Source organism: Corynebacterium vitaeruminis, from assembly GCF_001054325.1.
Classification (GTDB): domain Bacteria; phylum Actinomycetota; class Actinomycetes; order Mycobacteriales; family Mycobacteriaceae; genus Corynebacterium; species Corynebacterium vitaeruminis_A.
Window position 1 is genome coordinate 202,820 of sequence record NZ_JVVM01000025.1, and the last position, 26,805, is coordinate 229,624.

26 protein-coding genes are annotated in these 26,805 nt (G+C 59.1%); 19 read left to right on the forward strand and 7 right to left on the reverse strand.

Features of this window, described 5'->3' with window-relative positions; translation table 11 throughout:
* Positions 1-31: 31 nt before the first annotated feature.
* On the forward strand, positions 32-895 hold the full coding sequence (locus ADA16_RS08375; RefSeq protein ID WP_048760836.1) for an HpcH/HpaI aldolase/citrate lyase family protein: 864 nt from the start codon (positions 32-34) through the stop codon (positions 893-895).
* Here the strand turns inward: ADA16_RS08375 and hypD are convergent, their stop codons facing one another.
* On the reverse strand, positions 896-2,047 hold the full coding sequence (hypD, locus tag ADA16_RS08380; protein WP_048760838.1) for a hydrogenase formation protein HypD: 1,152 nt from the start codon (positions 2,045-2,047) through the stop codon (positions 896-898).
* A gap of 15 nt (positions 2,048-2,062) precedes the next feature.
* Positions 2,063-2,332 carry a HypC/HybG/HupF family hydrogenase formation chaperone gene (locus ADA16_RS08385; protein WP_048761003.1) on the reverse strand — a complete coding sequence of 90 codons (270 nt, stop codon included), beginning with the start codon at positions 2,330-2,332 and terminating at the stop codon, positions 2,063-2,065.
* Between the two features lie 124 nt (positions 2,333-2,456).
* On the opposite strand from ADA16_RS08385, the gene hypE reads away from it, so the two are divergent.
* Positions 2,457-3,599 (forward strand): hydrogenase expression/formation protein HypE, encoded by a 1,143-nt coding sequence (gene hypE / locus ADA16_RS08390; protein ID WP_048760840.1) that lies wholly within the window; start codon positions 2,457-2,459, stop codon positions 3,597-3,599.
* Positions 3,600-3,608: 9 nt separating this feature from the next.
* On the opposite strand, the gene hypF is transcribed toward hypE, so the two are convergent.
* The gene (gene hypF / locus ADA16_RS08395; protein ID WP_048760842.1) at positions 3,609-5,999 is read right to left on the reverse strand and encodes a carbamoyltransferase HypF; all 2,391 of its coding nucleotides are present in this window, start codon (positions 5,997-5,999) and stop codon (positions 3,609-3,611) included.
* Positions 6,000-6,076: 77 nt separating this feature from the next.
* Here hypF and ADA16_RS08400 point away from each other — a divergent pair, with 77 nt between their 5' ends.
* From ADA16_RS08400 to ADA16_RS08425, 6 genes are all read left to right on the forward strand, one after another.
* Positions 6,077-6,394 carry a hydrogenase maturation nickel metallochaperone HypA gene (locus ADA16_RS08400; protein WP_048761004.1) on the forward strand — a complete coding sequence of 106 codons (318 nt, stop codon included), beginning with the start codon at positions 6,077-6,079 and terminating at the stop codon, positions 6,392-6,394.
* Between the two features lie 16 nt (positions 6,395-6,410).
* A complete protein-coding gene (hypB, locus tag ADA16_RS08405) occupies positions 6,411-7,220 on the forward strand; it encodes a hydrogenase nickel incorporation protein HypB (protein ID WP_048760844.1) in 810 nt (269 codons plus the stop codon).
* 265 nt (positions 7,221-7,485) lie between these two features.
* On the forward strand, positions 7,486-8,724 hold the full coding sequence (locus tag ADA16_RS08410) for a hydrogenase small subunit (protein ID WP_048760845.1): 1,239 nt from the start codon (positions 7,486-7,488) through the stop codon (positions 8,722-8,724).
* An 11-nt stretch (positions 8,725-8,735) separates the two neighbouring features.
* Positions 8,736-10,484, forward strand: a complete 1,749-nt coding sequence (locus ADA16_RS08415) for a nickel-dependent hydrogenase large subunit (protein WP_048760847.1) — start codon at positions 8,736-8,738, stop codon at positions 10,482-10,484.
* Complete coding sequence (cybH, locus tag ADA16_RS08420; protein ID WP_239659404.1) at positions 10,481-11,764, forward strand: Ni/Fe-hydrogenase, b-type cytochrome subunit; 1,284 nt, start codon at positions 10,481-10,483, stop codon at positions 11,762-11,764. Before ADA16_RS08415 ends, cybH begins: the two co-directional genes overlap by 4 nt.
* A 61-nt stretch (positions 11,765-11,825) precedes the next feature.
* The gene (locus ADA16_RS08425; RefSeq protein WP_048761007.1) at positions 11,826-12,410 is read left to right on the forward strand and encodes a hydrogenase maturation protease; all 585 of its coding nucleotides are present in this window, start codon (positions 11,826-11,828) and stop codon (positions 12,408-12,410) included.
* Here ADA16_RS08425 and ADA16_RS08430 read toward each other — a convergent pair.
* On the reverse strand, positions 12,407-12,766 hold the full coding sequence (locus tag ADA16_RS08430) for a hydrogenase maturation nickel metallochaperone HypA (RefSeq protein WP_193387497.1): 360 nt from the start codon (positions 12,764-12,766) through the stop codon (positions 12,407-12,409). The two genes, ADA16_RS08425 and ADA16_RS08430, sit on opposite strands and share 4 nt — an antisense overlap.
* A 41-nt stretch (positions 12,767-12,807) precedes the next feature.
* Between ADA16_RS08430 and ADA16_RS08435 the strand changes: the two genes are divergently transcribed.
* On the forward strand, positions 12,808-14,163 hold the full coding sequence (locus ADA16_RS08435; RefSeq protein ID WP_048760849.1) for a nickel-dependent hydrogenase large subunit: 1,356 nt from the start codon (positions 12,808-12,810) through the stop codon (positions 14,161-14,163).
* Between the two features lie 4 nt (positions 14,164-14,167).
* Positions 14,168-14,428 carry a HypC/HybG/HupF family hydrogenase formation chaperone gene (locus tag ADA16_RS08440; protein ID WP_048760851.1) on the forward strand — a complete coding sequence of 87 codons (261 nt, stop codon included), beginning with the start codon at positions 14,168-14,170 and terminating at the stop codon, positions 14,426-14,428.
* Here ADA16_RS08440 and ADA16_RS08445 read toward each other — a convergent pair.
* On the reverse strand, positions 14,425-16,011 hold the full coding sequence (locus ADA16_RS08445; RefSeq protein WP_048760853.1) for an LCP family protein: 1,587 nt from the start codon (positions 16,009-16,011) through the stop codon (positions 14,425-14,427). The two genes, ADA16_RS08440 and ADA16_RS08445, sit on opposite strands and share 4 nt — an antisense overlap.
* Positions 16,012-16,226: 215 nt before the next feature.
* On the opposite strand from ADA16_RS08445, the gene rfbD reads away from it, so the two are divergent.
* From rfbD to ADA16_RS08465, 4 genes are all read left to right on the forward strand, one after another.
* Entirely contained in the window at positions 16,227-17,201 is a 975-nt protein-coding gene (gene rfbD / locus ADA16_RS08450) for a dTDP-4-dehydrorhamnose reductase (RefSeq protein WP_048760855.1), read from the forward strand.
* A gap of 11 nt (positions 17,202-17,212) precedes the next feature.
* Complete coding sequence (locus ADA16_RS08455; RefSeq protein WP_048760856.1) at positions 17,213-18,136, forward strand: glycosyltransferase family 2 protein; 924 nt, start codon at positions 17,213-17,215, stop codon at positions 18,134-18,136.
* A 41-nt stretch (positions 18,137-18,177) separates the two neighbouring features.
* The gene (locus ADA16_RS08460) at positions 18,178-19,335 is read left to right on the forward strand and encodes a sugar phosphate nucleotidyltransferase (RefSeq protein WP_082150685.1); all 1,158 of its coding nucleotides are present in this window, start codon (positions 18,178-18,180) and stop codon (positions 19,333-19,335) included.
* A 320-nt stretch (positions 19,336-19,655) separates the two neighbouring features.
* Positions 19,656-20,024 (forward strand): WhiB family transcriptional regulator, encoded by a 369-nt coding sequence (locus ADA16_RS08465; protein ID WP_048760858.1) that lies wholly within the window; start codon positions 19,656-19,658, stop codon positions 20,022-20,024.
* Between the two features lie 368 nt (positions 20,025-20,392).
* On the opposite strand, the gene ADA16_RS08470 is transcribed toward ADA16_RS08465, so the two are convergent.
* Positions 20,393-20,875, reverse strand: coding sequence for a metallopeptidase family protein (locus ADA16_RS08470; RefSeq protein ID WP_048760860.1), 483 nt, complete (start codon positions 20,873-20,875; stop codon positions 20,393-20,395).
* A gap of 168 nt (positions 20,876-21,043) precedes the next feature.
* Between ADA16_RS08470 and ADA16_RS08475 the strand changes: the two genes are divergently transcribed.
* The 4 genes from ADA16_RS08475 to manA all read left to right on the forward strand — a co-directional run bounded on the left by ADA16_RS08475 (position 21,044) and on the right by manA (position 25,292).
* Entirely contained in the window at positions 21,044-21,451 is a 408-nt protein-coding gene (locus ADA16_RS08475; RefSeq protein ID WP_005509890.1) for a DUF3499 domain-containing protein, read from the forward strand.
* A 116-nt stretch (positions 21,452-21,567) separates the two neighbouring features.
* Positions 21,568-22,947: a phosphomannomutase/phosphoglucomutase gene (locus ADA16_RS08480; protein WP_082150686.1), complete on the forward strand. Its 1,380-nt coding sequence runs from the start codon at positions 21,568-21,570 to the stop codon at positions 22,945-22,947.
* 38 nt (positions 22,948-22,985) lie between these two features.
* The gene (locus ADA16_RS08485) at positions 22,986-24,002 is read left to right on the forward strand and encodes a hypothetical protein (RefSeq protein WP_048760862.1); all 1,017 of its coding nucleotides are present in this window, start codon (positions 22,986-22,988) and stop codon (positions 24,000-24,002) included.
* Positions 24,003-24,089: 87 nt separating this feature from the next.
* A complete protein-coding gene (gene manA / locus ADA16_RS08490; protein WP_048760864.1) occupies positions 24,090-25,292 on the forward strand; it encodes a mannose-6-phosphate isomerase, class I in 1,203 nt (400 codons plus the stop codon).
* On the opposite strand, the gene ADA16_RS08495 is transcribed toward manA, so the two are convergent.
* Positions 25,289-26,038 (reverse strand): hypothetical protein, encoded by a 750-nt coding sequence (locus ADA16_RS08495; RefSeq protein ID WP_152680749.1) that lies wholly within the window; start codon positions 26,036-26,038, stop codon positions 25,289-25,291. The genes manA and ADA16_RS08495 overlap by 4 nt on opposite strands.
* Before the next feature lie 360 nt (positions 26,039-26,398).
* On the opposite strand from ADA16_RS08495, the gene ADA16_RS08500 reads away from it, so the two are divergent.
* Complete coding sequence (locus ADA16_RS08500; RefSeq protein WP_048760867.1) at positions 26,399-26,773, forward strand: DUF4259 domain-containing protein; 375 nt, start codon at positions 26,399-26,401, stop codon at positions 26,771-26,773.
* Positions 26,774-26,805: the final 32 nt, after the last annotated feature.

Sequence of the window (26,805 nt, forward strand, 5' to 3'; positions counted from 1 at the left end):
GATTCGGGGGTTTTCAATTAGGTTAGGAACTATGACAGGCTTTAGCTCCCTCGACGGTGAACAGACCTTCCCTTGGCTTCCCTCTGGCCCGGCGCTACTCTTCGCCCCGGCTGACCGCCCCGATCGCTTCCAGAAAGCCGCCGAACGATCCGACATGGTCATTATTGACCTGGAGGACGGTGCCGCCGTTGACAATCATGAGCAGGCACGTGAGAACATCATCAACAATCCGCTCGACCCGGAGACGACCATTCTTCGGATTACCGGCCCCGGAACCCCGACCTTCGCAGAAGACGTCGCCTTTGCCCGCGCATGTGACTACGACATCGTCATGGTGCCCAAGATTCGGGAGTCCATCCCCGCAGAGCTCGAGGGGCTGAAAATCATTGCGATGATTGAAACTCCGCAGGCAGTGATTAATATTCAGCAGATTGCTACGCACCCGGACGTCGTGGGTCTATTCTGGGGCGCTGAAGACCTCACCGCTGAACTCGGTGGGGTGTCCTCGCGCCAGAGCGTGGATGAAAACCCCCGTCGCCACTACCGCGATCCGCAGCGACTAGCTCGTGCGCTCGTTCAAGTCCATGCTGCTGCGGCTGGTATCGCAGCCATTGATGCCGTACATACTGACTTCCGCGATGAGCGCGGCCAGTACCTGGAGGCTCTCGATGCCGTGGGCTGTGGTTTCTTGGCTACGGCCTGCATCCACCCGGCGATGGTGCCGCCGGTGCGCAAGGCTTATAAGCCGTCGGAGGCAACGCTCGCCCGCGCCCGGAAGATTGTCGATCTCGCAGGCACGCACACCGGCGCCTTCCAGCTCGATGGCGAGATGATTGACGCGCCCGTCGTAAAGCAGGCGGTAGCATCGCTCGCGCGTGCGGGAATTACGGAGTAACTAGCGGCGGGATTTCGCCAGGTTCTCGGTGACCTTCCGGTCGATGCGGCCGAAGTTGTAGTACGCCGCGCACGCGCCTTCGGGGGAGACCATGCAGGTGCCGATGGGGGTCGCCGGGGTGCAAGCAGTGCCGAAGACCGCGCACTGCCAGGGCTTGATATGGCCGGTGAGCACAGAGCCGCATTCGCAGGTCACGGGGTCTGGGATACGGCGACCCGGCACTTGGAAACGGCGCTCGGCGTCGAATGCCGCGTATTCTTCAGAAATGCCAAGACCGGAGTTGTCGATCCAGCCGAGGCCGCGCCACTCGAAGGTGTCTCGGAGGGAAAAGACGCGATCCATAAGCTTCTGGGCAGTGGTGTTGCCGGAAGAGCGCACGACGCGTGCGTACTGGTTGTCCACGCGCGACTTGCCAGCAGCAACGTCGCCGCTGACGAATTGGTCCAGCAGCATGACGACAGCCTGGAGTACATCCAATGGCTCAAAACCGGTGACCGCCACTGGCAGATTGAACTCGCGCGGCAGGAACTCGAAAGCGTTAGTACCGGTGGTAGTGGCCACGTGACCTGGGCCGATGAAACCATCGACCTTGGTTTCGCCGCCGTTGACGATGGCGCGTAGTGGCGGCTCGATGAGTACGTGATTGGAAAACACGGAGAAGTTTTCCACTCCCTGACGGCGTGCCGCCTCGATAGTCACGGCCGTCGACGGGGCGGTGGTCTCAAACCCGACGGCGAAGAAAACAACCTGCTTATCGGGGTTGTCGGTGGCAATCTTCAGGGCGTCGAGAGGCGAATAGACAAAACGCACATCAGCGCCGCGCGCACGAGCCTGCATCAGGGAAGTCTCGGACCCCGGCACGCGCATCATGTCACCGAAGGTGGTGAAAATGACGTCTTCCTGCTGTGCCAGCCAAATGGCATCGTCGACACGGCCCATAGGGATGACGCAGACGGGGCAGCCGGGCCCGTGGATGAGTTCAATGTTTTCCGGCAGGAGGTTCTCCAAGCCGTAGCGGTAAATGGTGTGCGTGTGCCCGCCACAGACTTCCATCAGTGCGATGGGCTTATCCAGCTTGGTGGCCTCGCGTTCAATACGCGCGAGCAGCTTCCTCGCAGCGGCGGGATCGCGGAATTCGTCAACGTATTTCATGATTCCTTAGCGCCCTCAGTTGATCTGTGACGAAGAGAAGGACTCCAGCTCATCCTCGTAAGTGTCGCCGCCGAGTTGTTTGATTTGCTGGAGTGAGAGTTTGGCCTCTTCCTCGTCAATCTTGCTCATGGCGAAACCGACATGCACGAGAACCCAATCACCGGCGGTGAGGTTGTCGTCAACAAGTAAATCGGTGGAAATCATGCGTGCGACGCCACCAATTTCCACTGTTGCACGGGCAGCATCGTGGACTTCAGTGATGACGGCGGGGACACCAAGACACATACGCTTCTCCTCGTTTGCAATACTTTTCGAGACTACCATCAGGGGCAGCGAGCCTCGTTTTTCGAAGGACGAGTGGCGCAAGCAGTTTTGTCCGTCAGCAGCTGTGAGGTTAGGGATAGTGAGCATGCAGCCGAAGAATCGTCTGAATACCAACGAAGCCAAGGTAAATACCAATATTGGTCGCGTTCGGGCACGTCCGTTCAGGCTTCTCGACGATTACATCACCCTGCAACACGGCTCCGGAGGAAAGGCATCCGCCGCTCTGGTTGAACAAGTGTTTTTCGACGCCTATGGCAATGAAATTCTGGGACAGGGTGGCGACTCCGGGCTCTTTTCCGCTGATGCCGTTGTCGAAGCTGCGGCAGCTTCTGCACATGGTGGGGCGCGGTTGGCCATGTCTACTGACTCCTATGTGGTCAATCCCATCGAGTTCCCGGGCGGTAATATCGGCGATTTGGCCGTCAACGGCACGATCAACGATCTGGCGGTAGCCGGGGCTAAGCCGCTGGCGCTGACCGCATCGTTCATCCTGGAAGAGGGACTGGAGATTGCGACTCTGCGCCGCATTGTGGCGAGTATGCGCGCCGCCGCCGATGCCGCAGGGGTGAGTATCGTCGCCGGCGATACCAAGGTTGTGCCGAAGGGCGCCGGTGACCAGGTCTACATCACCACGGCCGGGGTGGGTGTGGTCCGCGGCGACTACGCTGGGGCCGCCACGGAAGGTTCGGTCTACGCAAACATCAAGTCCGGAGACCGCATCCTTGTCTCCGGTCCGATTGCCGATCATGGCATGGCGGTTATGCTCGCCCGTGGCGACCTGGCTCTGGCGGCACCTATCGAGTCCGATACCCGCGCCGTCAATGGGCTGGTCGAAGCTCTGCTGGAAGCTGCGCCCGGCACCCGCTGGATGCGCGATGCCACCCGCGGCGGCCTCGGTACCGTCGCCAACGAGCTCGCCCGTGGCACAAATCTCGGCGTCGTGCTTGACGACGAATCCATTGCGGTTCGTGAAATGACCCGTGGGGCCTGTGACATGCTCGGCATCGACTCCCTCTACGTCGCCAATGAAGGCACCTTCGTCGCCGTTGTCCCCGCTGAGCAATCCGAGGCAGCGCTCAGTGCGCTCCACGCAGCCGGGGCTTCCGAGGCTCGTGATATCGGCTCCATCGAGGACGAGCCCGCCGCTTCCGTGGTGCTGGTCACCGGATTCGGTGGCACCCGCATGGTGGACATGTTGGTCGGCGACCCGCTGCCGCGCATCTGCTAGCTGTGCTTGCTAGGCGCCCTTGCCGGTTGCCGCCAACAGGCGCCCGGCCATTGCTTGGCCGAGGCTCAATCCACCATCGCCCGGCGGCACGATCTGATGCTGCAGCAAAGTAAAGCCTTCAGCTGCAACTTCGCGACGCAGCAACTCCATCAACAGCGCATTATTCGCACAGCCCCCGCTGACACCGACAACATCGGTACCAGCTTCCGCCGCTGCCTGCACCAATCGCTTGCCGACGACACGTGCGACCCCACTGTGAAACGCAAATGCGGCCTGCTCGGTATCCGGCAATGCTAGCGCTTCTCGGATGACATCTTTGAGGCGATCCGCCGTTGCCGCTGATTGCGCCACACTGAGCGTTTCCGCATGTGACTTCACGTAGCGAGTGGCCGCTGCCTCCAGCTCCATGGCCGCTTGCGCCTCATAGCTGATGGCCGCCCCACCTCGCCAGCGAGGAAGCAGCAGAGCTGCGGTGGCATCGAAGATACGGCCGAGAGAAGAAGTCGGCACTGTGCCGATTCCCGTGGACAATTGACTGGTCACTAGGGCTACCTCTTGCTCGTTGGGGAGATTGCGCAAGAGGTGATCGTCGTCAAGCGCCCACGCGTAAGTGAGGCCGAGGGCAAGCCGCCACGGATGAGTCACAGCACGGTCCCCGCCGACCAGCGGGAAAGAGGGGCAGTGCCAGGAGCGTTCCCAGTCTGCGGAACTACGGCTGAGCGTGAGGACCTCACCGCCCCAAATGGTGTCATCGGTGCCGTAGCCGGTGCCGTCGAGGGTAGCGACGACTGCGCGACCTGCGTTGGGGGAGAAGAGGCGGTGTTCGGCGAGTAAGGAAAGAGCGTGTGCGAAGTGATGCTGAACCGCGAGGAGCTCGATGTCGTGCTCGGTAGCGAAGCGCTCAGCGAAGGCAGTGGTGGCGTAGCCCGGGTGAAGGTCGCAGACGATGAGGTCCGGAGCTGTGTCTCTTATGGAAAGAAGCTGGTCAACTGCCCTCTGGTAGGCCTTCTGGCTGGCCCACGAGCCCATGTCGCCAATGTGAGCGGAGACGTGGACGAGATCGCCCTGCGCGAGAGCGAAGGTGTTCTTCAACTCACCTCCGGTCGCGAAAATGGTGGGCTGAGATGTGCCGAGGTCGCTGGTGCAGAAGCCGCTACTTGCACTGGCCGGAGAGCTGGAGGGCGTGACCGGAACCGGGATGGGAGCGAAGCCACGGGACCGGCGCAACGGGGCGGTGCCGATGAAAACGGAATCCTCGACCGGCACATGGATGTCGCGATTGTGGAGGATGAAGGCATCGGCGATGTGGCCAAGTTTCTTCAGAGCGTCGGCATTGTCGGTACACACGGGCTCACCGCTGATGTTGCCGCTGGTGACCACGAGTGGGCGATCACACAGCAGCAGGTGAATGCCCGAGTAGGGCACCATGATGCCGAAGCTGTCGAGGCCAGGGGCGATGAGGTCTGAAAGTGAGCTCGATTGCTGTTTCGGTGCAATCACAATCGGCGCCTCCGGGGAGTCGAGGAAGCGCCGCTCCTGCTCGGTTAACTCAACTAGCTGGGCAGCGGCGTCAACATTCGGAGCCATCACCGCCAACGGTTTGTCAGGACGATGCTTGCGCGTCCGCAATTTCTCGCAGGCAGCATCATTGGTGGCATCACAGACCAGGTGAAAACCGCCAATACCTTTGACGGCGAGCAGGGCGCCGTCGTCAAGTAGTGTGCGTGCGCGGCGAAAGAGCGCGAGAACCTCGTCGCGAGAGGTAGCGGTGGTGGTGCCACCTGCATCGTGCCAGCTCAGGTGTGGGCCGCAGTCGAAGCAGCTGATTGGCTGGGCGTGATAGCGGCGGTCGGTGGGGTCGGTGTATTCGCGCTCGCACGGGGCGCACATCGGGAATGCCGCCATGGTGGTGCGCGGCCGGTCGTAGGGCAGTTCGGTGATGATGGATAGGCGCGGCCCGCAGTTGGTGCAGGAAATGAAAGGGTAGAGGTAGCGCGGGTTAGTGGGGTCGAAGAACTCGCGGCGACAGTCGGGGCACAGTGCAGTGTCCGGCGGAAGCAGTGCACGGCCGGAGTCGTTGTGGCGCGAGGGGACGATGACGAATTCGCGCTCATGGCCGAGCACCGCGACCGGCTCGGCGGAGTGATTGATGATGCGGGCAAGCGCGGGCAGTTCGGTGAACAGTCGCTTGCGAAAGTCATCGAGGGCGCCCCTCATGCCTTCCACCTCGATGAACACCCCTTGCTCATCATTGCCGCAGAAGCCGACGAGACCCGCGCGCCGGGCGATGGTGGCAACAAAAGGGCGGAATCCGACACCCTGGACAATGCCTTCGATGCGCCAGCGAATGCGCTGAATGCTCGAATCCAACGCTGCCTCAGTCGCGCCTGCCTTTCCCATGCGTTCAACTCTACGTAAGCGGCCCTGTGCTAGTTCCCGCTGCTACTTTGGAGATTGTGCACGAAGTAGCGTTGAGCATGCAGTTGGCGAAGGTTGTCACGAGGGCAGCCGAGGGGCGGAATGTACGCACAGTGCACCTGCGGATAGGCGCTCTTCGGCAGGTTGTTCCAGAAACCCTGTCATATGCGTGGGATTTCGTCAGTCGCGATACCGGTTTGGGGGAGGCGAAGTTAGACATCGACTGGATACCTGCCGTTGTCGAATGCGCGCACGGGCACCGCGAACAGGTGGGGCCACTCGACGGTTTGCTGTGCCCCACGTGTGGAAAGCCAGGGCGCGTAATCTCGGGGGAAGAGTTCACAATCGTCGACATCGACGTCGACGCGCACAAGTAGGAAAGACGGTTTAATCATGGGACGTTTCCACCGGCACGATGGCGATGACGCACACCACCATCACCACGACCATGACCATCACCACGGTCACAGCCATGACCACGTTCATCTCGCTGACCCAAATGACACCAGCCACGGCGACCACTCGGGCTACGAAACCGGTGTTGAGCGCGTGACCATCCTCGAGGACATCTTCACCGAAAACGACCACCGCGCGGAGCACAATCGCGAGCTGCTTGCTGAGCATGGTGTTGAAGCCATCAATCTGATGAGCTCCCCGGGATCGGGCAAGACTGCTCTATTGGAGAAGACTCTGGCGGCTGCGCAGGGCAAGCTGCGCGTCGGCATTATCGAAGGTGATATTGAGACGGCTCTCGACGCCGACCGCCTGGAGGGCTACGGGGCACAGATTTCGCTGCTCAACACGGGCAACGGATTCGGTGGCGAATGTCATTTGGACGCCCCGATGGTCTCCCGGGCGCTCGAGGGGCTGGATTTGTCCACGCTCGACTTGGTGATGATTGAAAATGTGGGAAATCTCGTCTGCCCAGCTGAATTCGAGGTCGGTGAGACCCGCAAGGCAATGGTCTACTCTATTACCGAGGGCGAGGATAAGCCGGTCAAGTATCCGGTGATGTTCCGTTCCGTGCAGGTAGTGGTTATCAACAAGATGGATCTTGCCCCGTATCTCGACTTCGACATGGAGCTCTTCCGCGCCAATCTGGAAAAGGTCAATCCAGGGGTGAAGGTAATCGAGGTCTCCGCTAAGACCGGGGAGGGCATCGACGAATGGCTCCGCTGGGTTAACCCTGCGCTGGTTGATTAAGCACGCAGGGGCCGTCGTGAAGCGAGGACAGCCCAGCATGCTTGACGACGGCCCCGATACCTCTCGTTTCGCTCTGCCTTATTTCGGAGAACTACATTTACGCAACATTTATCTTGCATATTAAATTGTTATAACTGCACCGCAGCACCGTTATTCAGGTTCTTATTAGGTCGCTATACTTGGTCATGTATAGGCAATGGGCCTTAGTACTTGTACACCTCGAAACCAATAACCCTAATAACTAAGCAGAAGGCGCAGCGAAGAAATGATTAGTGGCGCAAATTGGCAGGAAGGGACCCTCGGCGACAACCTCGCTAGAGCTGGTGTCTCACGGCGCAGTTTCATGAAGTTTTGTGGCACCATGGCGGCAATTTTCGCCGCCGGAACCCCTAATGTCGGTGAGGCCGCGGCGCAGTCGCTGACTCCCTCGGCGGAGGAAATCGCAGACAAGCTCTCGGCTGTAAAGAAGCCGAAGGTGGCATGGCTGCAATTGCAGGAATGCACTGGATGCATGGAATCCGTATTGCGTTCCGGAGGCACTACGGCTGAAGACGTGGTGCTGAACTTGGTTTCGATGGACTACAACGAACTGCTCATGGCGCCGTCCGGGCACGCGGCCGAAAAGGCTTTGGATGACATGAATGCTGAGGACCACATTCTGGTGGTCAATGGCTCAATCCCGACCGGCGAGAACGGTGCGTACTGCACCATCGGCGGTAAGTCGGCAGAACAGGTGCTGCTCGAGGCTGCTGAGAAGGCCACGGCAATCCTGGCCGTTGGCGCCTGTGCCGTGTGGGGTTCTGTACAGGCAGCTAAGCCGAACCCTACCGACGCTAAGGGCGTCGACGAGATTATCAAGGACAAACCGGTGATTAACGTCTCTGGTTGCCCGCCAATTGGTGAGGTCATCACGGCCACCCTGACGTACGTGCTCACTTATGGCAAGACTCCAGAGGTTGACGCCGAAGGGCGTCCAAAGTTTGCCTACGACCAGCGTATTCACGACTCCTGCCCGCGCCGCGCGCACTACGATGCCGGCCAGTTCGTGAAAACCTTCGACGACGAAGGCGCCCGCAACGGCTGGTGCCTCTACGAAGTCGGCTGTAAGGGGCCGTCCACGTTTAGCCCCTGCCCGATTGTGCAGTGGAACCTGAAGTCCGGTTGGCCAATTGGTGCTGGTCACCCATGTATTGGCTGTACTGAGAAGGACTTCTTCGACCAGTTCACCCCGTTCTACGACAAGCTGCCGGGCATCCCGGGTATTGGTGTGGAGTCCAGCGTGAACAAGGTTGGCGTTGGGCTGCTGGCTGCCACCGCCGCGGGTACCGCAGTCCACGGCGGACTCACCCTGGTCAAGGAACTGAAGATTAGGCGCTCCAACGGTGAAGAAAAGGTGCTGGCCGCGTTCGGTGGTGTGGAAGGCAAGGAGCCCCCGATGGTCGACCTTCCTCCGAACTCGCCTGACGCACAGGGCGAAACAGCATCCGATTCGAAGGACAACTAAGGGCATAGGACATGGCTACGGAAAAAGTTGTAATCGACCCAATCACCCGAATCGAGGGACACCTTCGCATTGAGCTGGAGCGCGAGGGAGACAAAATTAAGACCGCATGGAGCGAGACCACTCAGTTCCGCGGCATCGAGACCATTGTGAAAGACCGCGATCCCCGCGATGTCTGGGCGTTCGTCGGCCGTATCTGTGGTGTGTGCACTGGTACTCACTCGGTGGCATCCATTGCCGCAGTCGAAGATGCCATCGCTTCGACCCCGCCACCGCAGGCACGTCGTATTCGCGATTTGGTGATTGGCTCGCAGGAGGTTCACGACCACGTCGTGCACTTCTACCACCTGCACGGTCTGGATTGGATTGACGTCACAAAGGCTCTCGAAGCCGACCCGAAGAAGACCGTTGAGTTTGCGCAGTCTATTGGCTCGACGTGGAAGGGCAATACCGAAGAGACTTTCGCCCGGGTCAAGGAGACCGTGCAGGGCATTGTGGACTCCGGCCAGCTGTCGATCTTCACCGGCGGCTACTGGGGGCATGAGGACTACCGCCTGCCACCCGAGGCCAACCTGATGGCAGTGTCGCACTACCTCGACGCATTGGCTTTCCAGCGCTCTATCATTCGGATTAACACCGTCTTCGGCGGTAAGAATCCGCACCCGAACTTCCTGGTCGGCGGTATGGCTTGCTCCATCGACCCGGAGCGTTCGGAGACGGTCAACCAAGTCGGCATTGATCAGATCAAGTCCTGGATCGACGAGATTGTGGAGTTCGTCAATGACTGCTTCTACCCAGATGCAGTCGCCATCATGAGCGTTTACAAGGACTACTTCGACATCGGTCGCTCCTCCGACAGCTTCCTGGCGGTAGGCATGGCCGGCGCGACTTACTCCGGCGACCCGGCCAAGTCCCGTGTCCAGACCGTGCATCCAAACATCAAGCCCGGTGTCATTCTCGACGGTGACTACACCAAGCTCCACCCATTCCAGCCGGAGAAGATCGAGGAATTCATCAACTCCGCCTGGTACACGCAGGAAGTCGGCGATGATGTCGGCCTCAAGCCGTACGACGGCGAAACCACTGTGAACTACACCGGCCCGAAGCCGCCGTACGAGTGGCTGTCGGACAATGAAAAGTACACCTGGTCGAAGGCGCCGCGTTACGACGGTCGCGCTGTTCAAGTCGGCCCGGTTGCGCGCGTGCTGCTGGCGTACCTGCAGAAAGAACCGGAGACAGTCCGTCTCGTCGATGAGGTCATGGATAAGCTCGACCTGCGCATTGAGCAGATGAACTCCACTGCGGGACGCACCTACGCACGCGCTGTGGAGTCTGTGACCACCGCCAATTACTTGGCAGACCACATCTTCCCGGAGTTCGTTGAGGCCCTGAAGAACGGCGACATCGATGTCTTCGATAACAGTCGTTGGGAGCCAACCTCCTGGCCGGAGAAGTGCCAAGGCGTAGGCTTCATCGAGGTCGCTCGTGGCATGCTCAGCCATTGGGTCAAGATTGAAAATGGCAAGGTGACCAATTACCAGGCCGTGGTTCCTACCACGTGGCTGGCCGGTGGCCGCGACCCGAAGGGGCAGCTTGGTCCATACGAGCATGCGCTGGCCGGAGACGGCACGCATCCGCTGGTTGATCCTGAGCAGCCGCTCGAACCACTTCGCACAATTCATTCCTTCGATCCATGTATGGCCTGCGCGGTCCACGTTTTGGATCCGTCCGGTCAGGAAATGTTTAAGGTGACGACGGCATGACATCCGATGGCATGACCCCCTCCGTGAGTGAAAACCCGGAACTGCGGCTAAAAGACTCCAAGGGCAACCCTTTGGTGATTGCGGTTATTGACGCCCACACTAGCCACTGGTTGTCGCCATCTGAGGTCATTCAGGCCGCAGCGATTGTTCCGGATGAGTCCCGCGATCCTGTCGACCTTGCGCTGAAGGTCAGCTTGCGTCGGCGTCGCGACGACCTTTTCCATCTCGATGGCACCCCACTGATGAAATTGACCCCGGATTCGTACGATCCGGCAACACCGGATCGCCGTTACTCCATCGCTAAGGTGCACGGTCTCAATATCGCCAATCAAACGGTCGATGTGGCAATCATGCGTGGTGAACTGGACTCAGTCGTAGAGGCATCCACGATGTCCCGCGAGGAAGGTGTTCTACTTCGTCGTAACGCGAACATGCACCATGGCCGCGGTCATCGCAGCATGGGTGTCGCACTTGCTCCCATTGACAAAGACGGAAATATCATCGGAGACTTCATCTTCGAAGGTTTCGTGGCAATGGGTCTGCGGAAACTTGACGAGGCCATTGCAGAGAATAAAAAGGGCTCCGGTTCGTGGGTCGAGGTTCACCTGTGGGGATGGGCGCTGCGCGTTCAACACTGGTTGAACCTGGCGCTGATGCTGGTGATGACCTTTACCGGTTGGTACATCATGCAGCCCTATCTGACCGAGCGCACCTATGACGGCACGGCCGCGGGTTTTGCGATGGGGTATGTGCGTTTCGCGCACTTCTTAGCCGGATTCCTCTGGATTGCAGTGGGGTTGTGGCGCGTCATCCTGCTGTTTGTGACCCACGACCGACAAACACGATGGCGCGCACTGTGGCCGATTTATAACAAGCAGGATGTTAAAGACCTCTGGCACACGATGCAGTACTACCTATTCCTGCGCAAAGAAGGTCCGTTCTACTTCGCACACAATCCTCTGCAACAGCTGGCGTACACCGGCATCTATGTGATGTGTTTCATTCAGATGCTCACAGGCCTGTCGCTGTACGCGATGATGGATCAGTCCAACTGGTTCTTCCAGCTGTTGGCAATGCCCACGCACTGGATTGGCATCGGCTACTTCCGCCTGATTCACACAATCATCATGTACCTGATTTGGCTCTTTGCCATCGTTCACGTCTACCTGGTCATCCGCTCTGATGCGGTGCACAACCACGGTGGCCTGTCCTCGATGATTGGTGGCTCGGTCTGGCTACCGCGCGGCACGCAGCCGGTTGACTCTCCGCGCATTGGATAGGAGCGCATTGGGTAAAGAGGAAACATTCGACGCTAGTATTGCCGCCGATGCTGACACCCCGTTGGTGACGGTTCTTGGCATCGGCAACCCCGTCATGGGTGACGATGGCATCGGTCTCGAACTGCTGCGCCGGCTCGCACCCGAACTGGAATCTGCAGGCATGGGGCAGATTACGCAGGTCGGTGATTCCGCGCATCTGGTCTGGTCGCCCTCTAACCTCGATGATCCTGCAAACACTACCGGACGCGGGGACGAATGGACGGGTGCAGTCGCCTACATCGATGGCGGTACCTGTGGCATGGAGTTGCTGCCCATCGTGCAGGAGGCCAAGAACTTATTGTTGCTCGACGCTCTCGCTGGTCCGGGGGATCCCGGTACCGTCGTCAAGCTCGTCGGTGACCAGATTCCTCGATTGTTAGCGGCTAAGCTGTCCGCGCACCAGGTCGGTTTGCTGGATTTGCTCACCGCAGCGCGACTGTTGGGAAAAGAACCCGAGCGAGTTGGCGTGGTGGGAGTGGTTTACGAGTCCGCGGATATGGTGGTGGGGCTCAGCGACACGGCACTTGGCGGCATTGAGGAGGCGACTGAGGTTGCGCGCGAGCTCATCGACAGCTGGCTTGCTGACGAACGAGACAGCGAAGCCTAATTCCTGCCCTCAGCTTCGACCTCGATGCTGGAGATTTCAAACTCGCGACCCTGCCGTAGGTCAGCAGTCGGTGTGCCGCAGACCGGGCAGGTCAGAGCGTAAAATTCATCGATTTCATGCTCGGCCTCGCAGGTGGGGCAGTAGACCGTCGAGACAATGAGTTCGGCGTCTAACTCGGCGCCCTCACACTGTGTCGAGGCACTGGCCACGGGCCATGCGGCGATGAGGGAATCGTAGACGACCCCGGAGCGGTCGCCCACACGCATTGACACCTTTGTCACAGTTCGTCCCGGGCAGACCTCGGCAATCTTTCCCACCACGCTGGTCAACAATCCAAGCTCATGCACAGATACCATTATGGCGAAGTACTCAGCGCGAAGGAGGCGTAAGACGGACCATGTCATCCGAATCCGTCCCGGTTACCCAGCACATCCAACTCGATGAGCTCGTCGATCCATTCGAAGCACGGCTGGATGTCTACCGCGATGACTACGGTGCCATCACACAGGTGTCCTTCGACCTCTCGGGACTGCCGCGTATCGACGGGATGCTCGTGGGCAAACGGGCGTTGGATGTGCCAGATATCACCAAGCGGCTGTGTGGCCTGTGCCCGGTTGTGCATCATCTTGCAGGCGTGCGGGCGGTAGAGGACCTCTACGGGATCTCCGACATTCCTCGAACCGCACAGTTGATTCGAGAGCTGCTGGCGGCCGGGTCGACCTTGGATAATCTAGCGACCAAATTTGTGGCCGTCGACCGCGAGGGAGCGCGGGAAATGAAGCGTGCCGGCAAGGCCCTTATGCGTGCAGCAGGGGCGCCGTCGCACTTCCCGGATGTCGCCGTGCCGGGAGGTGTACGTGCAGCAGTGGACAGGGCGCTGGTTTCTGAGGCAGAAAGCGCTCTCGAAGCGCTGGCTGAGACCGCGGTAATCAAGGAAGTGGAGCTTTCTTCCACGCCCGATTCTCCTGATGCCTGGACGGATACCTTTGACGGACTCGATGTCGTAGTTGTCGACGCCAACGGCGAGCTTGCTCCGCTGGGAGATCACCTTGCGGTTGCAAGGCATGACACCGATACTGCGGTGCAGATTTTCCCGGCTGCTGATTGGCTTACGCGCGTTCGTGAAACCCGTCCGGGCGCTGCTTCTCCCAGACCGGTGTTTGATGCCGCAGACGAACCAGGCGTGGATGATTGTGAAAGCCAGCGGGCAGATTTCTACCGAGTGGGGCCGGTCTCCAGGCAGGTTGTCGTCGATAAGCGTGGGGTGAGCCCACGTGATGCACAACGTCGGCTGCTTGCTGACACCGTGGCGTGGGCGAGTCGGGTGCTTGTCGACGAGGACCTGCTCGGCGACCATGTGTATGACCCGAATGCCTCGATGGCGATTGAGAATGCCGACTTCGAAGGACAGCGCAGCGGTGTCGGGCTGATTGATGGGCCGCGCGGGTTGTTGGTGCATCGCTATATGGCAGGGGCGGATGGCGTCATCACGGATTGTCAGATTATGACTCCAACTGCACAGAATGAACTCTGGTTGACGCGTATGCTCACCGAGGAGCTGTGCGGTGACGGAAAGACCGCGGGGGTCGAGGAGTCCATCTGGGCGGCTGATCCGTGCTTGCCATGTAGTTCGGCACCCGCGGGAGTGATGACATTCAAGATGCAGGAACATGCCGGTGCGGCTGCGGAGAATATGCCACCGAATAGCGGCGGTTCGGCGGAGACCCCGACCGTGGCAGAGAGGACGAAGTAACACGATGTGTCTTGGAATTCCTGCCCGAGTTTTAGCAATCGTAGATGGTCCGCTGCCGATGGCGACGGTGGATATGGCGGGGCAGAAGCGGCAATGCTCGGCCATGTATGTCCCCGAGCTGGCCGTGGATGATTGGGTGTTCGTCCAGAACGGGTTCATCATGAATGTGCTGGACGAACAGGAGGCCAAGGAGTCCTTAGCCGCAATTGAGGAATATAATCTCATCGAACATGTCGCTGAGGTCTCCCCGAAGGGACGGGCCTAGTTCACGCAGGTCACGCCGGCGGCATCGATGGTGGGGCGGTCGTCCTGCGGAACTTCGCCACCCTCCTGGCCGATGATATCGCCATTGGAACCATCCTCGACTTCAGGTGCAGGTTCACCACCATCGCCCGGATCAGTGGCCATCCCCTCAGGGTTTAATCCTGGGCCGGCGTAGTCACCGGCAATCGTCACTGAGATGTGGTGCGGATCGAGGTACGGATCATGGACAATTGGCACGCCACCGAGTGCTTCAGAAATGGCCTGCGCTGCCGGATCCTCCGGGTCAGCAGCATTGATTTGGCTGGAGGCAACGCCGGCGAACTCAGCGTTTCCGACCTCTCCCTGGGTGTAGCCCTTCTCCGTTAAGACACCAGAGACACTGCTGGCCAAACCTTCAATACCCGTGGCGTTGTAAACACTGACTGTGGTTTCAGCTGCGTTGCGGTCAGCCTTCTTTTCGCCTTCTTCCTTCGCCGGAGCTTCCTCTTCCTTGGTGCCCAGCAGAGTCTCGAAGTACTGGTGAACCTGGCCCTTATCGATAGTGACCACCGACTCGCCGTAGTCGCCGACACCGTCAATCGAGGTCACCGGGATAGTTTCAAACTTCACATTGCCACCAGTGAGGCCCTGCATCTGGGTAGCAAAACCGGTGACATTCCAGTTGTCGTCGAGCACCACCGAGCGCTGGACAGCGTTGCCCAGCTCGGCCAGTTTCGCGGGATTGGACAGTGTGCCAGCACCGAGCAGCTTATTGGTGAAGGAGGCCATGAAGACCTGCTGGCGAGTAATACGGTCGAGGTCACCGCGGGGCAGGCCGTGGCGCTGGCGGACGAATGACAGCGCGTCGGCGCCCATCAACGTCTGTGAGCCCGCCGGAAAGTCTGCACCCGAGAACTCGTCGTAGACAGCCTCATTCAGGCACACATCGACACCACCGATGGCGTCGGTGAGCAGGACAAAGCCGAGCAGACCAACTTCTGCGTAGTGGTCAACAGTGACACCGCTTAAGTCGCTGATGGTTTCAATCAGAGCTCTACGTCCGGCCTCGGTTGAGCGACGCTCAATCTCTTCTGGCGAGGCCCCACTGCCCGCGAGTTCCTCTTCCACCAGCTGCTTCGTGTTGCCGTAGACGCCATTAATTTTTGTGTTGCCCAGGCGATTGGTGTGGACATAGGTATCGCGCGGAATGGAAATAGCCGTCGCTGAAGAGCCATCGGCAGGAACACGAATCACAATAATCGTGTCTGTATTCGTGGCTTCTTCGTCGCCGGCACGCAGAAGTTCAACTTCTTCTGGGGTCAGCGGGTTTCCCTGGGCATCGGCGCGGGAGTCTGAACCGACGAGCAGAATATCGGTTGCACCGTCCTTCTCACTGCCCAGACCGAAGTCGCCACCTGAACCCAAATTGTCGGTGGTCCTACCGACTGTCCACCAACCAACTGCGGAAATAACCAGAATAATGGCCGAGAGCAGCACAAGTGTATTGCGCAGCATCGGCGGCCAAGCTTGGGCTGTACTCTCTGCAGAGGACGGTGGCGCTTGAATATCGCGTGCGTGACGCGCGCGTGGCGTGTGGCTGCTCAAACCGGGGCTCCTCTAACCGTCTGTAAAAATATAATTCGTGCTGCGTGTCTGCGTGGGCGTTCCACACCTCGTGGAGGGGCAGTCAGCAGCTGCGGAAACTACATAAACCTTAACCGTCCAACCGTGTGCGGTGGCACCTCAACACAGTGTCAATCCGTGTCCGGTTGCATCTCAACACAGTGTCAATCGTATCTACGATAGTGATAAAGAAGAATATGTCTGAAACCTCAGTCTCGCATTTCGCCACTAACGAACGAACCTGCTGCAACTCACAGCGTCCCATTGTCGCCATTGTTGGCGCTGCTGGACAGCTGGGCACTGCGCTTCAGCGTGACGCTTTCACCGCTGATATTGAGGTGCGCGCGCTCACTCGGGCACAGTTGGACATCGCTGACTCGGACGCCGTGGAGTCGACGCCTTTGCTTGACGACGTCGATGTCATCATAAACGCGGCAGCGGCGACCGATGTCGATGGCGCAGAATCCAACCCCGGTTCAGCCCACCTGGTCAATGCACTCGGACCGAAGTACTTGGCGGCTCGAGCGAAAAAGGAAGATGCGTATCTTATTCAGGTCTCCACTGACTATGTCTTCGGCGATGTAGCAATCAATGAGATGACGGAGCAACGCCGGGCGCTGCGAGTCGATGATTTCACTGCGCCACAGACTATGTACGGCCGCACCAAGTTAGTGGGGGAGAACAATGTGCGCGATTCGGGTGCTCGGTTCGCTATTCTGCGCACGGCGTGGGTCTGGTCGGGACCTACACAGCCGGAGGCCAAGGACTTTGTCTCCACGATGATGCGTCTGGCGGAGACGGCAACTGATGACAAAGGCAATCCGGCAGTTATTAAGGTCGTTGACGATCAGCATGGTAACCCCACCTTCGTCGGTGACCTTGCCGGAGCCATCTGGGAGTTGACCGAACGCGTATTGTCCGAACCGAGCAGCGCACCGACCGGCACCTTCCATGTCACGGGCAGTGGCGAGGCGACATGGTTCGAGGTGGCTCGCGAAGTGTTTCGGCTCACCGGCCATAATCCACAGCGCGTGGTGGCTTGCGCAAGCAGCGAGTTCCCGCGTCCAGCCCCGCGTCCAGCCTGGTCTGTGTTGGATGGTTCCGCGTGGAGTGAGGCAGGTCTAAAGCCACTTCCGGAGTGGCAGGACACTTTGCGTTCAGTCCTGGCCTAGGGTCTAGATTTGTGAACGTAACCTCGAATTCTCCGCAACCCTCGCAGCTTCCGCTCGGCGTGGTCACCGTGACCTTTTCGCCCGGCGAGCACCTGAGCAAGCTGGTGGATTCGCTGGGCCCCGCCGCCAGCGCCTCCACGCGTCTAATCATGGCCGATAACGGCTCGACGGACGGTTCTGTGGAAAAGGAAGAAGCTCGGGCCAAGAAGACTGGAGCAGAAGTTCAGCTTCTGCGCACCGGTGGCAACATTGGCTATGGTGCGGCCGCAAACCGTGGCATTGCGGAGCTGGGGCGGGCTCGCCGTGCTGGTGAAATTAATCCGGACTACGTCATGCTGGTCAACCCTGACGTGGTCTTTGTACCTGGCGCAATCGATGCCCTGTTGGAATGCGCGCAGCGCAATCCCAGAGCCGGAGCAATTGGTCCGCTGATTCGCGAGGCGGATGGCAGCGTGTACCCGTCGGCACGCGCGGTTCCTAAATTGGTCAGTGGTATCGGGCATGCGCTGCTAGCTGATATTTGGCCGACTAATCCGTTCTCGCGTCGCTACCGGGACGACGCAGATATGGATCGTGAGCGTCCGGCGGGATGGTTGTCGGGGGCATGTCTGCTGCTGCGGTGGGATGCGTTCGACCAAATCGATGGCTTTGATACCCGCTACTTCATGTATATGGAGGACGTGGACTTGGGCGACCGTCTGGGCAAGGCGGGGTGGAGCAATATCTTCTGTCCCCGAGCAGAGATTCGTCACGCGCAGGGCCATTCGGCCAGTAAGCACCCAGAAATCACCGTAAAAGCGCATCACGAGTCGGCATATCGCTTCATGTCAGATCGCCTGCCGGGGCCGGCACTGGCCCCTGTACGGTTGGCGCTGCGTTTAGGGCTATTCCTGCGTGGCAAAGCCATAATCGCTGTCAAGAAGCGTAGGAATTAATTAGCTGTTGGAACAATCCATCGAAGAAAGTTACCGATTTCATGACTACCGAAGTTCGTCCGAGTGCTGGGCACGGCTCCGCTTTCCAGCCGGGAACGGATGCTGCACAGCAGGCGGGAGCCAAGTTGGCTGAACAGACTGACGCTGTCATTCTGGTCGGCGGACAAGGTACGCGTCTGCGGCCACTCACTGTGAATACGCCGAAGCCGATGCTGCCCACAGCAGGACATCCGTTCCTGGAGCATTTGCTGGGTCGCATTCGTGCTGCCGGCATGAAGCATGTGGTGTTGGGCACATCCTACCGAGCTGAAGTATTTGAAGAGCACTTCGGCGACGGCTCGGATTTGGGTCTAGAGATTGAATATGTTTTTGAGTCTGAGCCACTTGGTACCGGTGGTGGTATCCGTAACGTCTTGGACAAACTGCGCTATGACACCGCGATGATTTTCAATGGCGATGTCCTCGGCGGTACCGACTTGTGCGCGGTGCTGGGGACTCATGCGGAAAAGGATGCCGACGTCACGATGCACCTCGTGCGGGTGCCGGATCCGCGCGCGTTCGGGTGTGTGCCAACCGATGAGGACGGCCGTGTCCTGGAGTTCCTGGAGAAGACCCAGGATCCGCCGACCGATCAGATTAACGCCGGCATCTACGTGTTCCGTCGCGAGATCATCGAGTCCATCCCGGCTGGTCGCCCTATCAGTGTTGAGCGTGAGATCTTCCCAGCGCTGCTCGACCGCGGTATGAACGTCTACGGTCACGTTGATTATGCCTACTGGCGCGACATGGGTACTCCGGGTGACTTCGTCCGCGGTTCCTCCGACCTGGTCCGTGGTATCGCTCCATCTCCACTTCTGGAGGGTCAGCACGGTGAGGCGCTTGTCGACGAATCCGCGTCGATTGGTGGCGGTGCTCTCCTCTACGGTGGCTCTGTTGTCGGCCGTGGCGCGGAGATTGGTGCGGGTGCCCGGATTGATCAGTCAGTGATTTTCGACGGCGCACGCATTGGTGCCGGTGCTGTTATCGAGCGCTCTGTGATTGCCGATGGTGCCGATATTGGCCCGCGGACCGTCATTAGTGATGCCATCATCGGCGAAGGTGCGGTCATCGGTGCCCGCTGTGAATTGGTCAACGGTATTCGCGTCTGGCCGGGTGTCCAGATTCCTGATCGAGGAGTGCGTTTTTCGACGGATGTCTAGTCTGCAGCCCTCGGCGTGTCAGACTTTTGCCGACAATATCTGATCCGAGGCACGGAAACGATGTCAAAGGTGCTGGTGAGGGACGTGTGGCTAATGTGATTGAGTTCGGGCGGCGGGTTTAGAGTCAGACGCCCATCCTTCAACCTGAACTTAATCCCCAACGCGGGGGGAGGGGCTTCAGGGGTAATGAAAAGTATTGAGGCAAATTCTCTATTCGGCTTGACCGATGGTGGGTTACACGTGTGTAATCACAAATGTGTGTTTCGCACACTGAGCCCAATTTAAAGACCCGCAGCAACAACCATCAGGAGGCCCTCGGCATGGAAAAGTCCAGCATGTTTGATGGCAGCTCTGCTGTGGATAGTGAGACGAATGCGGGTGACATCGCCGTGAACGATAGCTCCTCTGAAAACCAGCCACGGCCGTTGGCAGAGTGGGCAGACGACCTTTCAGGGTTGTTTGAAGCCGTCGATCAGGACTGGCAGGAGCAAGCGCTGTGCGCCCAGACTGATCCGGAAGCTTTCTTCCCTGAGAAGGGGGGATCCACCCGTGAGGCAAAGCGTATTTGCCGTGCTTGTGGTGTGCGGGATGAATGCCTGGAGTTCGCTCTCGAGCACGATGAGCGCTTCGGTATTTGGGGCGGTCTCTCCGAGCGTGAGCGTCGTCGCTTGAAGCATCAGATTGGCTAGAATCGCGCGGCTAGTTTTTGTGTGCACGCAATGCCACAGTCTCCCTTGGGGTAAACCCCTGGGGGATTTTTCATTGAACGATTTTTTTGCTCTCTAGGGTTAAAAGACGAAAGTATGTCCGCTCAGCATGTCGCTGGGTGGGCCCTTTTGCCACTTAGTTCTCAATCCGAGTTACTGACTGCGTTTATGACAAAAATCGCCCGAAAAATGGTCTGAAAGTGTCATAAACTCGCACAGTTTCACATTTGCAGCCCGTATTCGCGTGTGCAGCCCGAAATTTATGGGGTCTGACCAGTTACTATCTTGAGAATCACACACACATTTTTCTATTAACCCGGTCTCTAGGGCGCTCCCTAGAAGAAAGCTCTCTACAGGAAGTTTTCGTCGAAATTCGGGTCAACCTGAGTCGGGTCAACGCCTAGATATACCGCCACCAGGCGAGTCAAGACATAGCGCAGCATCCGGTCCAGCTCTAAACGCCCCGACACGCGGCGCTCAATGGGGCGACGGAATACCACCACGCACGGGCGCGTGGGGTTGCCTACGCGGTCGATGCCAGCGGGGATAAGTCGCCCCAGCGGTACAGGCCCGTCAGCGACAATCTCTTCTGGGAAGTACATGTCCGGCCGCAGTTGCATGCGAGGAATCGTGTCGATGGCAATGTCCAGGTGTGACAGCTGCCGGGACCAGCGCTGATCCAACGGGGCATAGGCATCGATAACCGCCTGGTCAAAAGCTTCTGAACGGCTCTTCCAGCGAGGGACTTCCGGCGGCAACAGAGGTCCCCGAGGTCCACGACCGCGTCGCAGTGAGCGTCGCAATGAGCGCGGAGTATAGGCCGATGAATTCATATCTGTTGAGCTTAATCGGTCGGCCTTGCAACGTGGGCGAGGTCAGCTTTCGGCCATGTCACAGATTTGCCGATTGAGGCTGAGGCGCGGGGATCGTCGACAAGCAAAAACGCCCGGAGGGGGAGAAAAACTATCGAAACTTAAAGTTAGGGTCTAGACTTTGATGCCGTGAGTGTTTTTAGACGTTGTTGCCGGCCCGGCTGTGGCAAACCTGCCGTAGCTACGTTGACGTATGCCTACGCGGAGTCGACGGCTGTGGTGGGACCGCTCGCCGCCGCGTCCGAACCGCATAGCTGGGATCTTTGCGAAAAGCACGCGCGTTCCATTACCGCACCGCTGGGTTGGGAGCTCGTGCGTTACGACGTTCCAACGCCGGCCCAGGACGATGATGATTTGACCGCACTGGCTGAAGCCGTGCGTGAAGCTGGCCGCAATGCGACTGGCCTGGTGCTGCGAGATGAAGTCGACAACCGTCCGCAGACCTACAAGATTGATTCCAGTCGCCACCCGTCGACGCGGAAGTCCGCACGTGGTCACCTGCACGTAGTTCGCGATCCGGAGGATTCGGACGACTAGTAGGTTGGCTGCCGTGCCCCAGCTAATGCCGTCTTGCCACGGCACTTCTTTGTGAGAGCCTCTCTGGGGCTAGTATCATTTTCTCCAAAACTGATACTTACCCAGAGAGGTTTTTCGTGGTCACTTACAATCGTTCCGACTTGGATGCCGTCATCAAGGCCTATGACGTGCGCGGTGTTGTCGGTGAAGGTATCGACGCGGACCTAGTCGGATTCATCGGTGCCGCGTTTGGCCACATCATGCGTGCAGAGGGCGCAACGCGTGCCGTAGTTGGCCACGATATGCGTGAGTCCTCGCCAGAGTTGGCGGCTAGTTTCGCCGATGGTGCGGCGGCGCAAGGCCTCAATGTCACCCTGCTCGGTCTGACCTCTACGGACGAGCTGTACTTCGCCTCCGGAGTCAAGGAATGCCCAGGTGCGATGTTCACCGCCAGCCACAACCCAGCTGAATACAACGGCATCAAGATGTGCCGTTCGCTGGCTCGCCCAATCGGGCAGGAGACAGGGCTTGCTCAGATTAAGGATCTGCTTGTCGACGGAATCCCGGAGTACACCGGCACTCCGGGCGAAATTGATCACGAGGATGTCCTGGCGGATTACGCGAAGTTCCTCCACGGGCTGGTTGACATCCGCTCTGGCCGTCGCTTGAAGGTCGCGGTCGACGCCGGTAACGGTATGGGAGGACTGACCGTCCCGGCAGTTCTCGGTGAAGACATGGACGTTGCCGACCTCTACTTTGAACTCGACGGCAACTTCCCGAATCATGAGGCCAATCCGTTGGAGCCCGCCAACCTGGTTGATCTGCAGAAGTTCACGGTTGAACAGGGAGCGGACATCGGTATCGCCTTCGATGGCGACGCTGACCGCTGCTTTGTCGTCGATGAGAAGGGTAATCCGGTCAGCCCATCGGCCATCTGTGCGCTGGTGGCTACGCGCTACCTGGAGCAGAACCCGGGCGCGACTATCATCCATAACCTGATTACCTCGCACGTCGTGCCGGAGATGATTGTGGAAAACGGCGGCACCCCGGTTCGTACCCGTGTGGGGCACTCTTTCATCAAGGCGCAAATGGCTGAGCACAGCGCTGTCTTTGGTGGTGAGCACTCGGCACACTACTACTTCAAGGAGTTCTTCAATGCGGACTCCGGCATGCTGGCCGCCATGCATGTCCTGGCCGCACTGGCCGAGCAGGACAAGCCGCTGAGTGAATTCATGGCCGAATACAACCGCTACGAGGCCTCCGGTGAGATTAATTCTCGCCTGGGCAGCGCCGAGGAGCAGCAGGCCAAGCAGAAGGAAATCGAGGCCGCATTCGCTGACCGCACCGAGTCCTCGGACTGGATGGATGGCCTGACCATTGAGCTGGCGGACTCCAAGGCGTGGTTCAACGTCCGAGCTTCCAACACCGAGCCGCTGCTGCGTCTGAACGTTGAGGCACCGACGCGCGCTGAGGTTGACGCTCTTGTCGACGAAGTTCTAGGCATCATCCGCGGTTAATCAGCCCCAAGCGCCAATTTTCAGGCATGCTTGGGAGTATGACCTCGTCATTCGACTCTCCCCATAATCCGCGCCAAGAAGCCCTGTTCTACCGTGTGGCTACGGCTGGCGCGGGTCTTCGAGCTGCTGCCTCCGCAACTCGCGGGGGAGCATTTGCTCAGCTTCCACTGCCGCGCAGCACGGTCATCCTCGTGGGAAATCGTAGGGCGCAGCTCGCAGCCGAATCCGTGAGCGCGCTTGCCGACGACATCCGCTGCCCGGTCGTAATTGCCCAGCAGTTGCCCAGTTTTGTCGGTGCCCTGGACCTGGTCATTGTCTGTGACGACAACCCCGGTAGTCCACTCGGTGCAGCTTTGGCTGAAGCTGATAGGAGAGGGGCTGCCACAGTCGTGGTGGATCCCGGTGAAGGCCCACTACGTGCCGCCGGTGGACACAGTACGGTTGTGGTTCCGCGCCCTGCGATGACGGAGTCCGCGTCTTTTACTGGTTATGTCGGTGCCATTGCTAGTGCACTTACCGAATGCGGTGCCACCGCTCTGGCTCCGGCCGGGGTAGTTGAAGAAGTCGCTGATGCTGTGGATACCGATATTGCCGCCTGCGCTCCGCAGCGAGATGAAACAGTTAACCCCGCGCGGCAGGTCGCGCAGTGGTTGGCAGGCCGCCGAATGCTCGCAGTGTCGACAACTCCGGCGCTGGCGCCGGTAGCGGAACTGGCATCGTTACAGATGCTAGAGGCAGGAGTGGTCTCGGCAGCGTCGTCGATAAGCGAATTGTCTCTCAGCGTGGGTGCGTTGCTCGGTGCGGAACCCCAGGCAAGCCGGGATATTTTCTACGACCCGTTCCTCGATGGTGAGGATGAGGGGGTGACAGTGCTACCGTTGGGGACGATTGTTTTAGCTACGCCGAACAATGTGAGCCACTACCGGGACCACTATGGCGAGGCGGGATGGGCTCGCGTAGAGTGCCCTGCACTCGATGCGGAGACTCATCATCCACTGGTTGAAGTATGCGTTACTGCAGCCAGAGTCGGTGCGATTGCGGCGTTTTCCGCGTAATCGCCGGGTGTCCACCGAAGGCTTTTGGGTATTCGGTGAGATTGGCGTGCTTGCGCCAGTAGTGACTATTAGAGGAGTGATACGGGCATGGAGCTGTTGGACCCCGTGCTGCAGTCGTACCCCTGGGGTTCTCGTACGCATTTGGCGAGAATCACCGGTGCGGACGCTCCCACGTCGAAGCCCTGGGCGGAACTGTGGTTTGGTGCGCACGCACTGGCATCGGCCACGGTGGCTGGCACGCCACTGGATGAGCTCATTGCACAGGATCCGACGGCTGCGCTCGGACACGCAATTGAGACCGACAACGGCAAGCTGCCGTTCCTGCTGAAGCTACTCGCAGCCGATGAGCCGCTGTCGCTGCAGGCACACCCTACCTTGGCAGAAGCCCAGGAGGGGTTTGCGCGCGAAAACGCGGAGGGCATTCCGGCGACCGCACACTTCCGCAATTACCGGGACAACAACCATAAGCCGGAACTCATCGTCGCCTTGACCACCTTCGACGCGCTGGCCGGATTCCGCCCGGTGGAGCGCACGAAGGAGCTGCTCGATGAACTAGCGGTACCGGAGCTCGACCACTATATGGGACTGCTCGATGCCGCCGATGACGAGAGCGCTCTGCGGGCACTGTTTACTACGTGGTTGACGTTGCCTCAGGATGTCCTCGATGAGTTGGTCGCGGCTGTGGCTGCCAAGTGCGCGGATTACAGCGGCGACGATGAAGAGTTCTCCCGAATAGCCGAGACCACGTGCGAACTCGCTCGAAAGTATCCGGGAGACCCCGGTGTGCTGGGTTCGATGCTGCTCAACCGCCTGCGCCTGCAGCCGGGTGAGGCGATTTACCTCGGCGCGGGGCAGTTGCATGCATACCTCAATGGCATGGGCGTGGAAATCATGGCGAACTCCGACAATGTACTGCGCGGAGGTCTGACCTCGAAGCATGTCGATGTCGTGGAGCTATTGCGCGTGCTGTCTTTCCGTCCGCTGCCGAATCCGGTGATGCAGTCGCGTCTGAACGATGCCGGATGGAACGAATATGACGCGCCGGTGCGCGAGTTCCGGCTTCGCTCACGGAAGCTGGCGCCGGATGAAAATGCCCGCCTTGACGAAGAATCCGCCACGGTTGTGCTGTCTACAGAGGGAACGGTGACGTTGCGCCACGACGACTCCGTGGTCGAGGTTCCCAGTGGTCATGCAGCCTGGGTCCCGGCTGTCGATGCAGTCGAAATTGAGATGACCGCGAGCCAGGACGGGGCAACCGTCTTTGTCGCGACCGTCCCTCGGGTAGGTTAGTTCTCGTCGGTGTTACTGATTCTTTCCAGTACACCGGAGTCATTTGGTTCCTCCGGGGCTGGGGAAATCTTGCGATTGCTGATCTCATTGCTGCCGGGGGTGGCCTTTTCCTTCGAGGACGCCTGGTCCTTCGAAGGGGTCGGTTCATTCGTAGGCACCTTCTGAGAAATCTCGGGTGGAGCTAAAGCCTCCGTACCCGACTGAGGCTTCGCCTCCGCTGATGGCGGCTTTGGCTCACCCGCTGCGCTACCGCCGCCTTGCGGAAGGCCATCCTTCGGCTTTTCCGCATTATCCTCCGGCAGCAGAGGCACCGGCTTGCTGGGCTTCGGAGAAGACACGCGATCAGATTCGGCCTCTGTGGTCTCGGTGGTCGCCGTGGTCGTTGAAGGCATTGATGCCGTCGAGGTCGGAGTTGTCGGATTCGAGCTAGGAGACGGCGGCGGGATATAGGCCTGCGGCGGCAGGTACGGATCCTCGACGGTCCCGGTGCTCGGCGGCGTAGTCGAACGAGGTGACGGATTGCCAGTCGACTCAGTCAGAGAGGAATCTGAATCCGAATCGGTGCTCTGCTGCAGCTCGGCATCACTAGGTACTGGCGGCAGTGGAGCAGAAGTCTCCATTTTCGACGGAGAGCCGACTTTTTCCGGATTTTCCCCCTCCGCAGCACTGCTATCGGAGCAGCTAACGAGCATAGCGCTTAAGGGAAGGGCAGCGAGCAAGAGAGCTCCTAAGGCCTTCTTCGCCATGGTAGGTACTCCTTTCGTGTCATGCGTGAGGTCTCCCTGTAACGAAAAAGATAACAGTTGCATTACGGGGTCTGGGAACTAACTTAACACGCTCGTTATCGTCTATCTAGAGTGAAAAATGTGGTGAAAGGCCTGAATCTGTCGCAGGCACTGTAAAAGTGACGAAAAGTCGGGTAGAAATTCGGTGAGGCCACATGCGGTTTTGCGGCTATCGGTATTTGGAGACGGCAGCTAGTAAATTGCCTGGTAAATCGCCAGCAAAATCCCGTAGGCCCGTCGAAAAGCGCTCTTAGGAAAGCGCTCGTCGGAAAGCAAAACAGGCAACTGGTTCGAAGCGCGAAAGGAGCGTGGCCACCTATCATGTCCGTCTGGGATACTGAGATTTTTGGTAGTGATTCGGTCATTGAACTCTTCGATGAGGTTCAGGATCTCGACTCGCAGGATCGCGTTGGTGCATTGATTGATGCCGGTCGCATCGGGCTGGATTCCGAGGACAGCGATGAGAAAGCATGCGCACTTGCCGCTGCTGTGATTATCGCAATTTGGAATGGTGCGCCATTTAGCGGTGGCGACATTGTGGAGGAATACAGCTTCATTCGAGAGGGAATCTCGGAGACGCACGGCAGCGAGGAAGATGCGTTGGCAATCGCATCCGAGGTATTCGATAGTCGTCTGGGGGAACTCAGTGAGTCTGATCAGGCGGCGCTGGAAAACTGCGTTGAAGCGGTAGAGTAATTCTCGCGTCCCCCGTAGTGATTCTTTAAGAA

What these genes read in the sequence shown, in the direction of transcription:
- ADA16_RS08465 (WP_048760858.1), top strand. Translation starts at nt 19,656, where the DNA reads ATGGAAAAGTCCAGCATGTTTGATGGCAGCTCTGCTGTGGATAGTGAG.
- ADA16_RS08400 (WP_048761004.1), top strand. Translation starts at nt 6,077, where the DNA reads ATGCAGTTGGCGAAGGTTGTCACGAGGGCAGCCGAGGGGCGGAATGTA.
- ADA16_RS08470 (WP_048760860.1), bottom strand. Translation starts at nt 20,875, where the DNA reads ATGAATTCATCGGCCTATACTCCGCGCTCATTGCGACGCTCACTGCGA.
- ADA16_RS08410 (WP_048760845.1), top strand. Translation starts at nt 7,486, where the DNA reads ATGATTAGTGGCGCAAATTGGCAGGAAGGGACCCTCGGCGACAACCTC.
- hypB (WP_048760844.1), top strand. Translation starts at nt 6,411, where the DNA reads ATGGGACGTTTCCACCGGCACGATGGCGATGACGCACACCACCATCAC.
- ADA16_RS08500 (WP_048760867.1), top strand. Translation starts at nt 26,399, where the DNA reads ATGTCCGTCTGGGATACTGAGATTTTTGGTAGTGATTCGGTCATTGAA.
- ADA16_RS08460 (WP_082150685.1), top strand. Translation starts at nt 18,178, where the DNA reads ATGACTACCGAAGTTCGTCCGAGTGCTGGGCACGGCTCCGCTTTCCAG.
- ADA16_RS08495 (WP_152680749.1), bottom strand. Translation starts at nt 26,038, where the DNA reads ATGGCGAAGAAGGCCTTAGGAGCTCTCTTGCTCGCTGCCCTTCCCTTA.
- ADA16_RS08440 (WP_048760851.1), top strand. Translation starts at nt 14,168, where the DNA reads ATGTGTCTTGGAATTCCTGCCCGAGTTTTAGCAATCGTAGATGGTCCG.
- ADA16_RS08375 (WP_048760836.1), top strand. Translation starts at nt 32, where the DNA reads ATGACAGGCTTTAGCTCCCTCGACGGTGAACAGACCTTCCCTTGGCTT.
- ADA16_RS08430 (WP_193387497.1), bottom strand. Translation starts at nt 12,766, where the DNA reads ATGGTATCTGTGCATGAGCTTGGATTGTTGACCAGCGTGGTGGGAAAG.
- ADA16_RS08415 (WP_048760847.1), top strand. Translation starts at nt 8,736, where the DNA reads ATGGCTACGGAAAAAGTTGTAATCGACCCAATCACCCGAATCGAGGGA.
- ADA16_RS08435 (WP_048760849.1), top strand. Translation starts at nt 12,808, where the DNA reads ATGTCATCCGAATCCGTCCCGGTTACCCAGCACATCCAACTCGATGAG.
- hypF (WP_048760842.1), bottom strand. Translation starts at nt 5,999, where the DNA reads ATGGGAAAGGCAGGCGCGACTGAGGCAGCGTTGGATTCGAGCATTCAG.
- manA (WP_048760864.1), top strand. Translation starts at nt 24,090, where the DNA reads ATGGAGCTGTTGGACCCCGTGCTGCAGTCGTACCCCTGGGGTTCTCGT.
- cybH (WP_239659404.1), top strand. Translation starts at nt 10,481, where the DNA reads ATGACATCCGATGGCATGACCCCCTCCGTGAGTGAAAACCCGGAACTG.
- hypE (WP_048760840.1), top strand. Translation starts at nt 2,457, where the DNA reads ATGCAGCCGAAGAATCGTCTGAATACCAACGAAGCCAAGGTAAATACC.
- ADA16_RS08385 (WP_048761003.1), bottom strand. Translation starts at nt 2,332, where the DNA reads ATGTGTCTTGGTGTCCCCGCCGTCATCACTGAAGTCCACGATGCTGCC.
- hypD (WP_048760838.1), bottom strand. Translation starts at nt 2,047, where the DNA reads ATGAAATACGTTGACGAATTCCGCGATCCCGCCGCTGCGAGGAAGCTG.
- rfbD (WP_048760855.1), top strand. Translation starts at nt 16,227, where the DNA reads ATGTCTGAAACCTCAGTCTCGCATTTCGCCACTAACGAACGAACCTGC.
- ADA16_RS08485 (WP_048760862.1), top strand. Translation starts at nt 22,986, where the DNA reads ATGACCTCGTCATTCGACTCTCCCCATAATCCGCGCCAAGAAGCCCTG.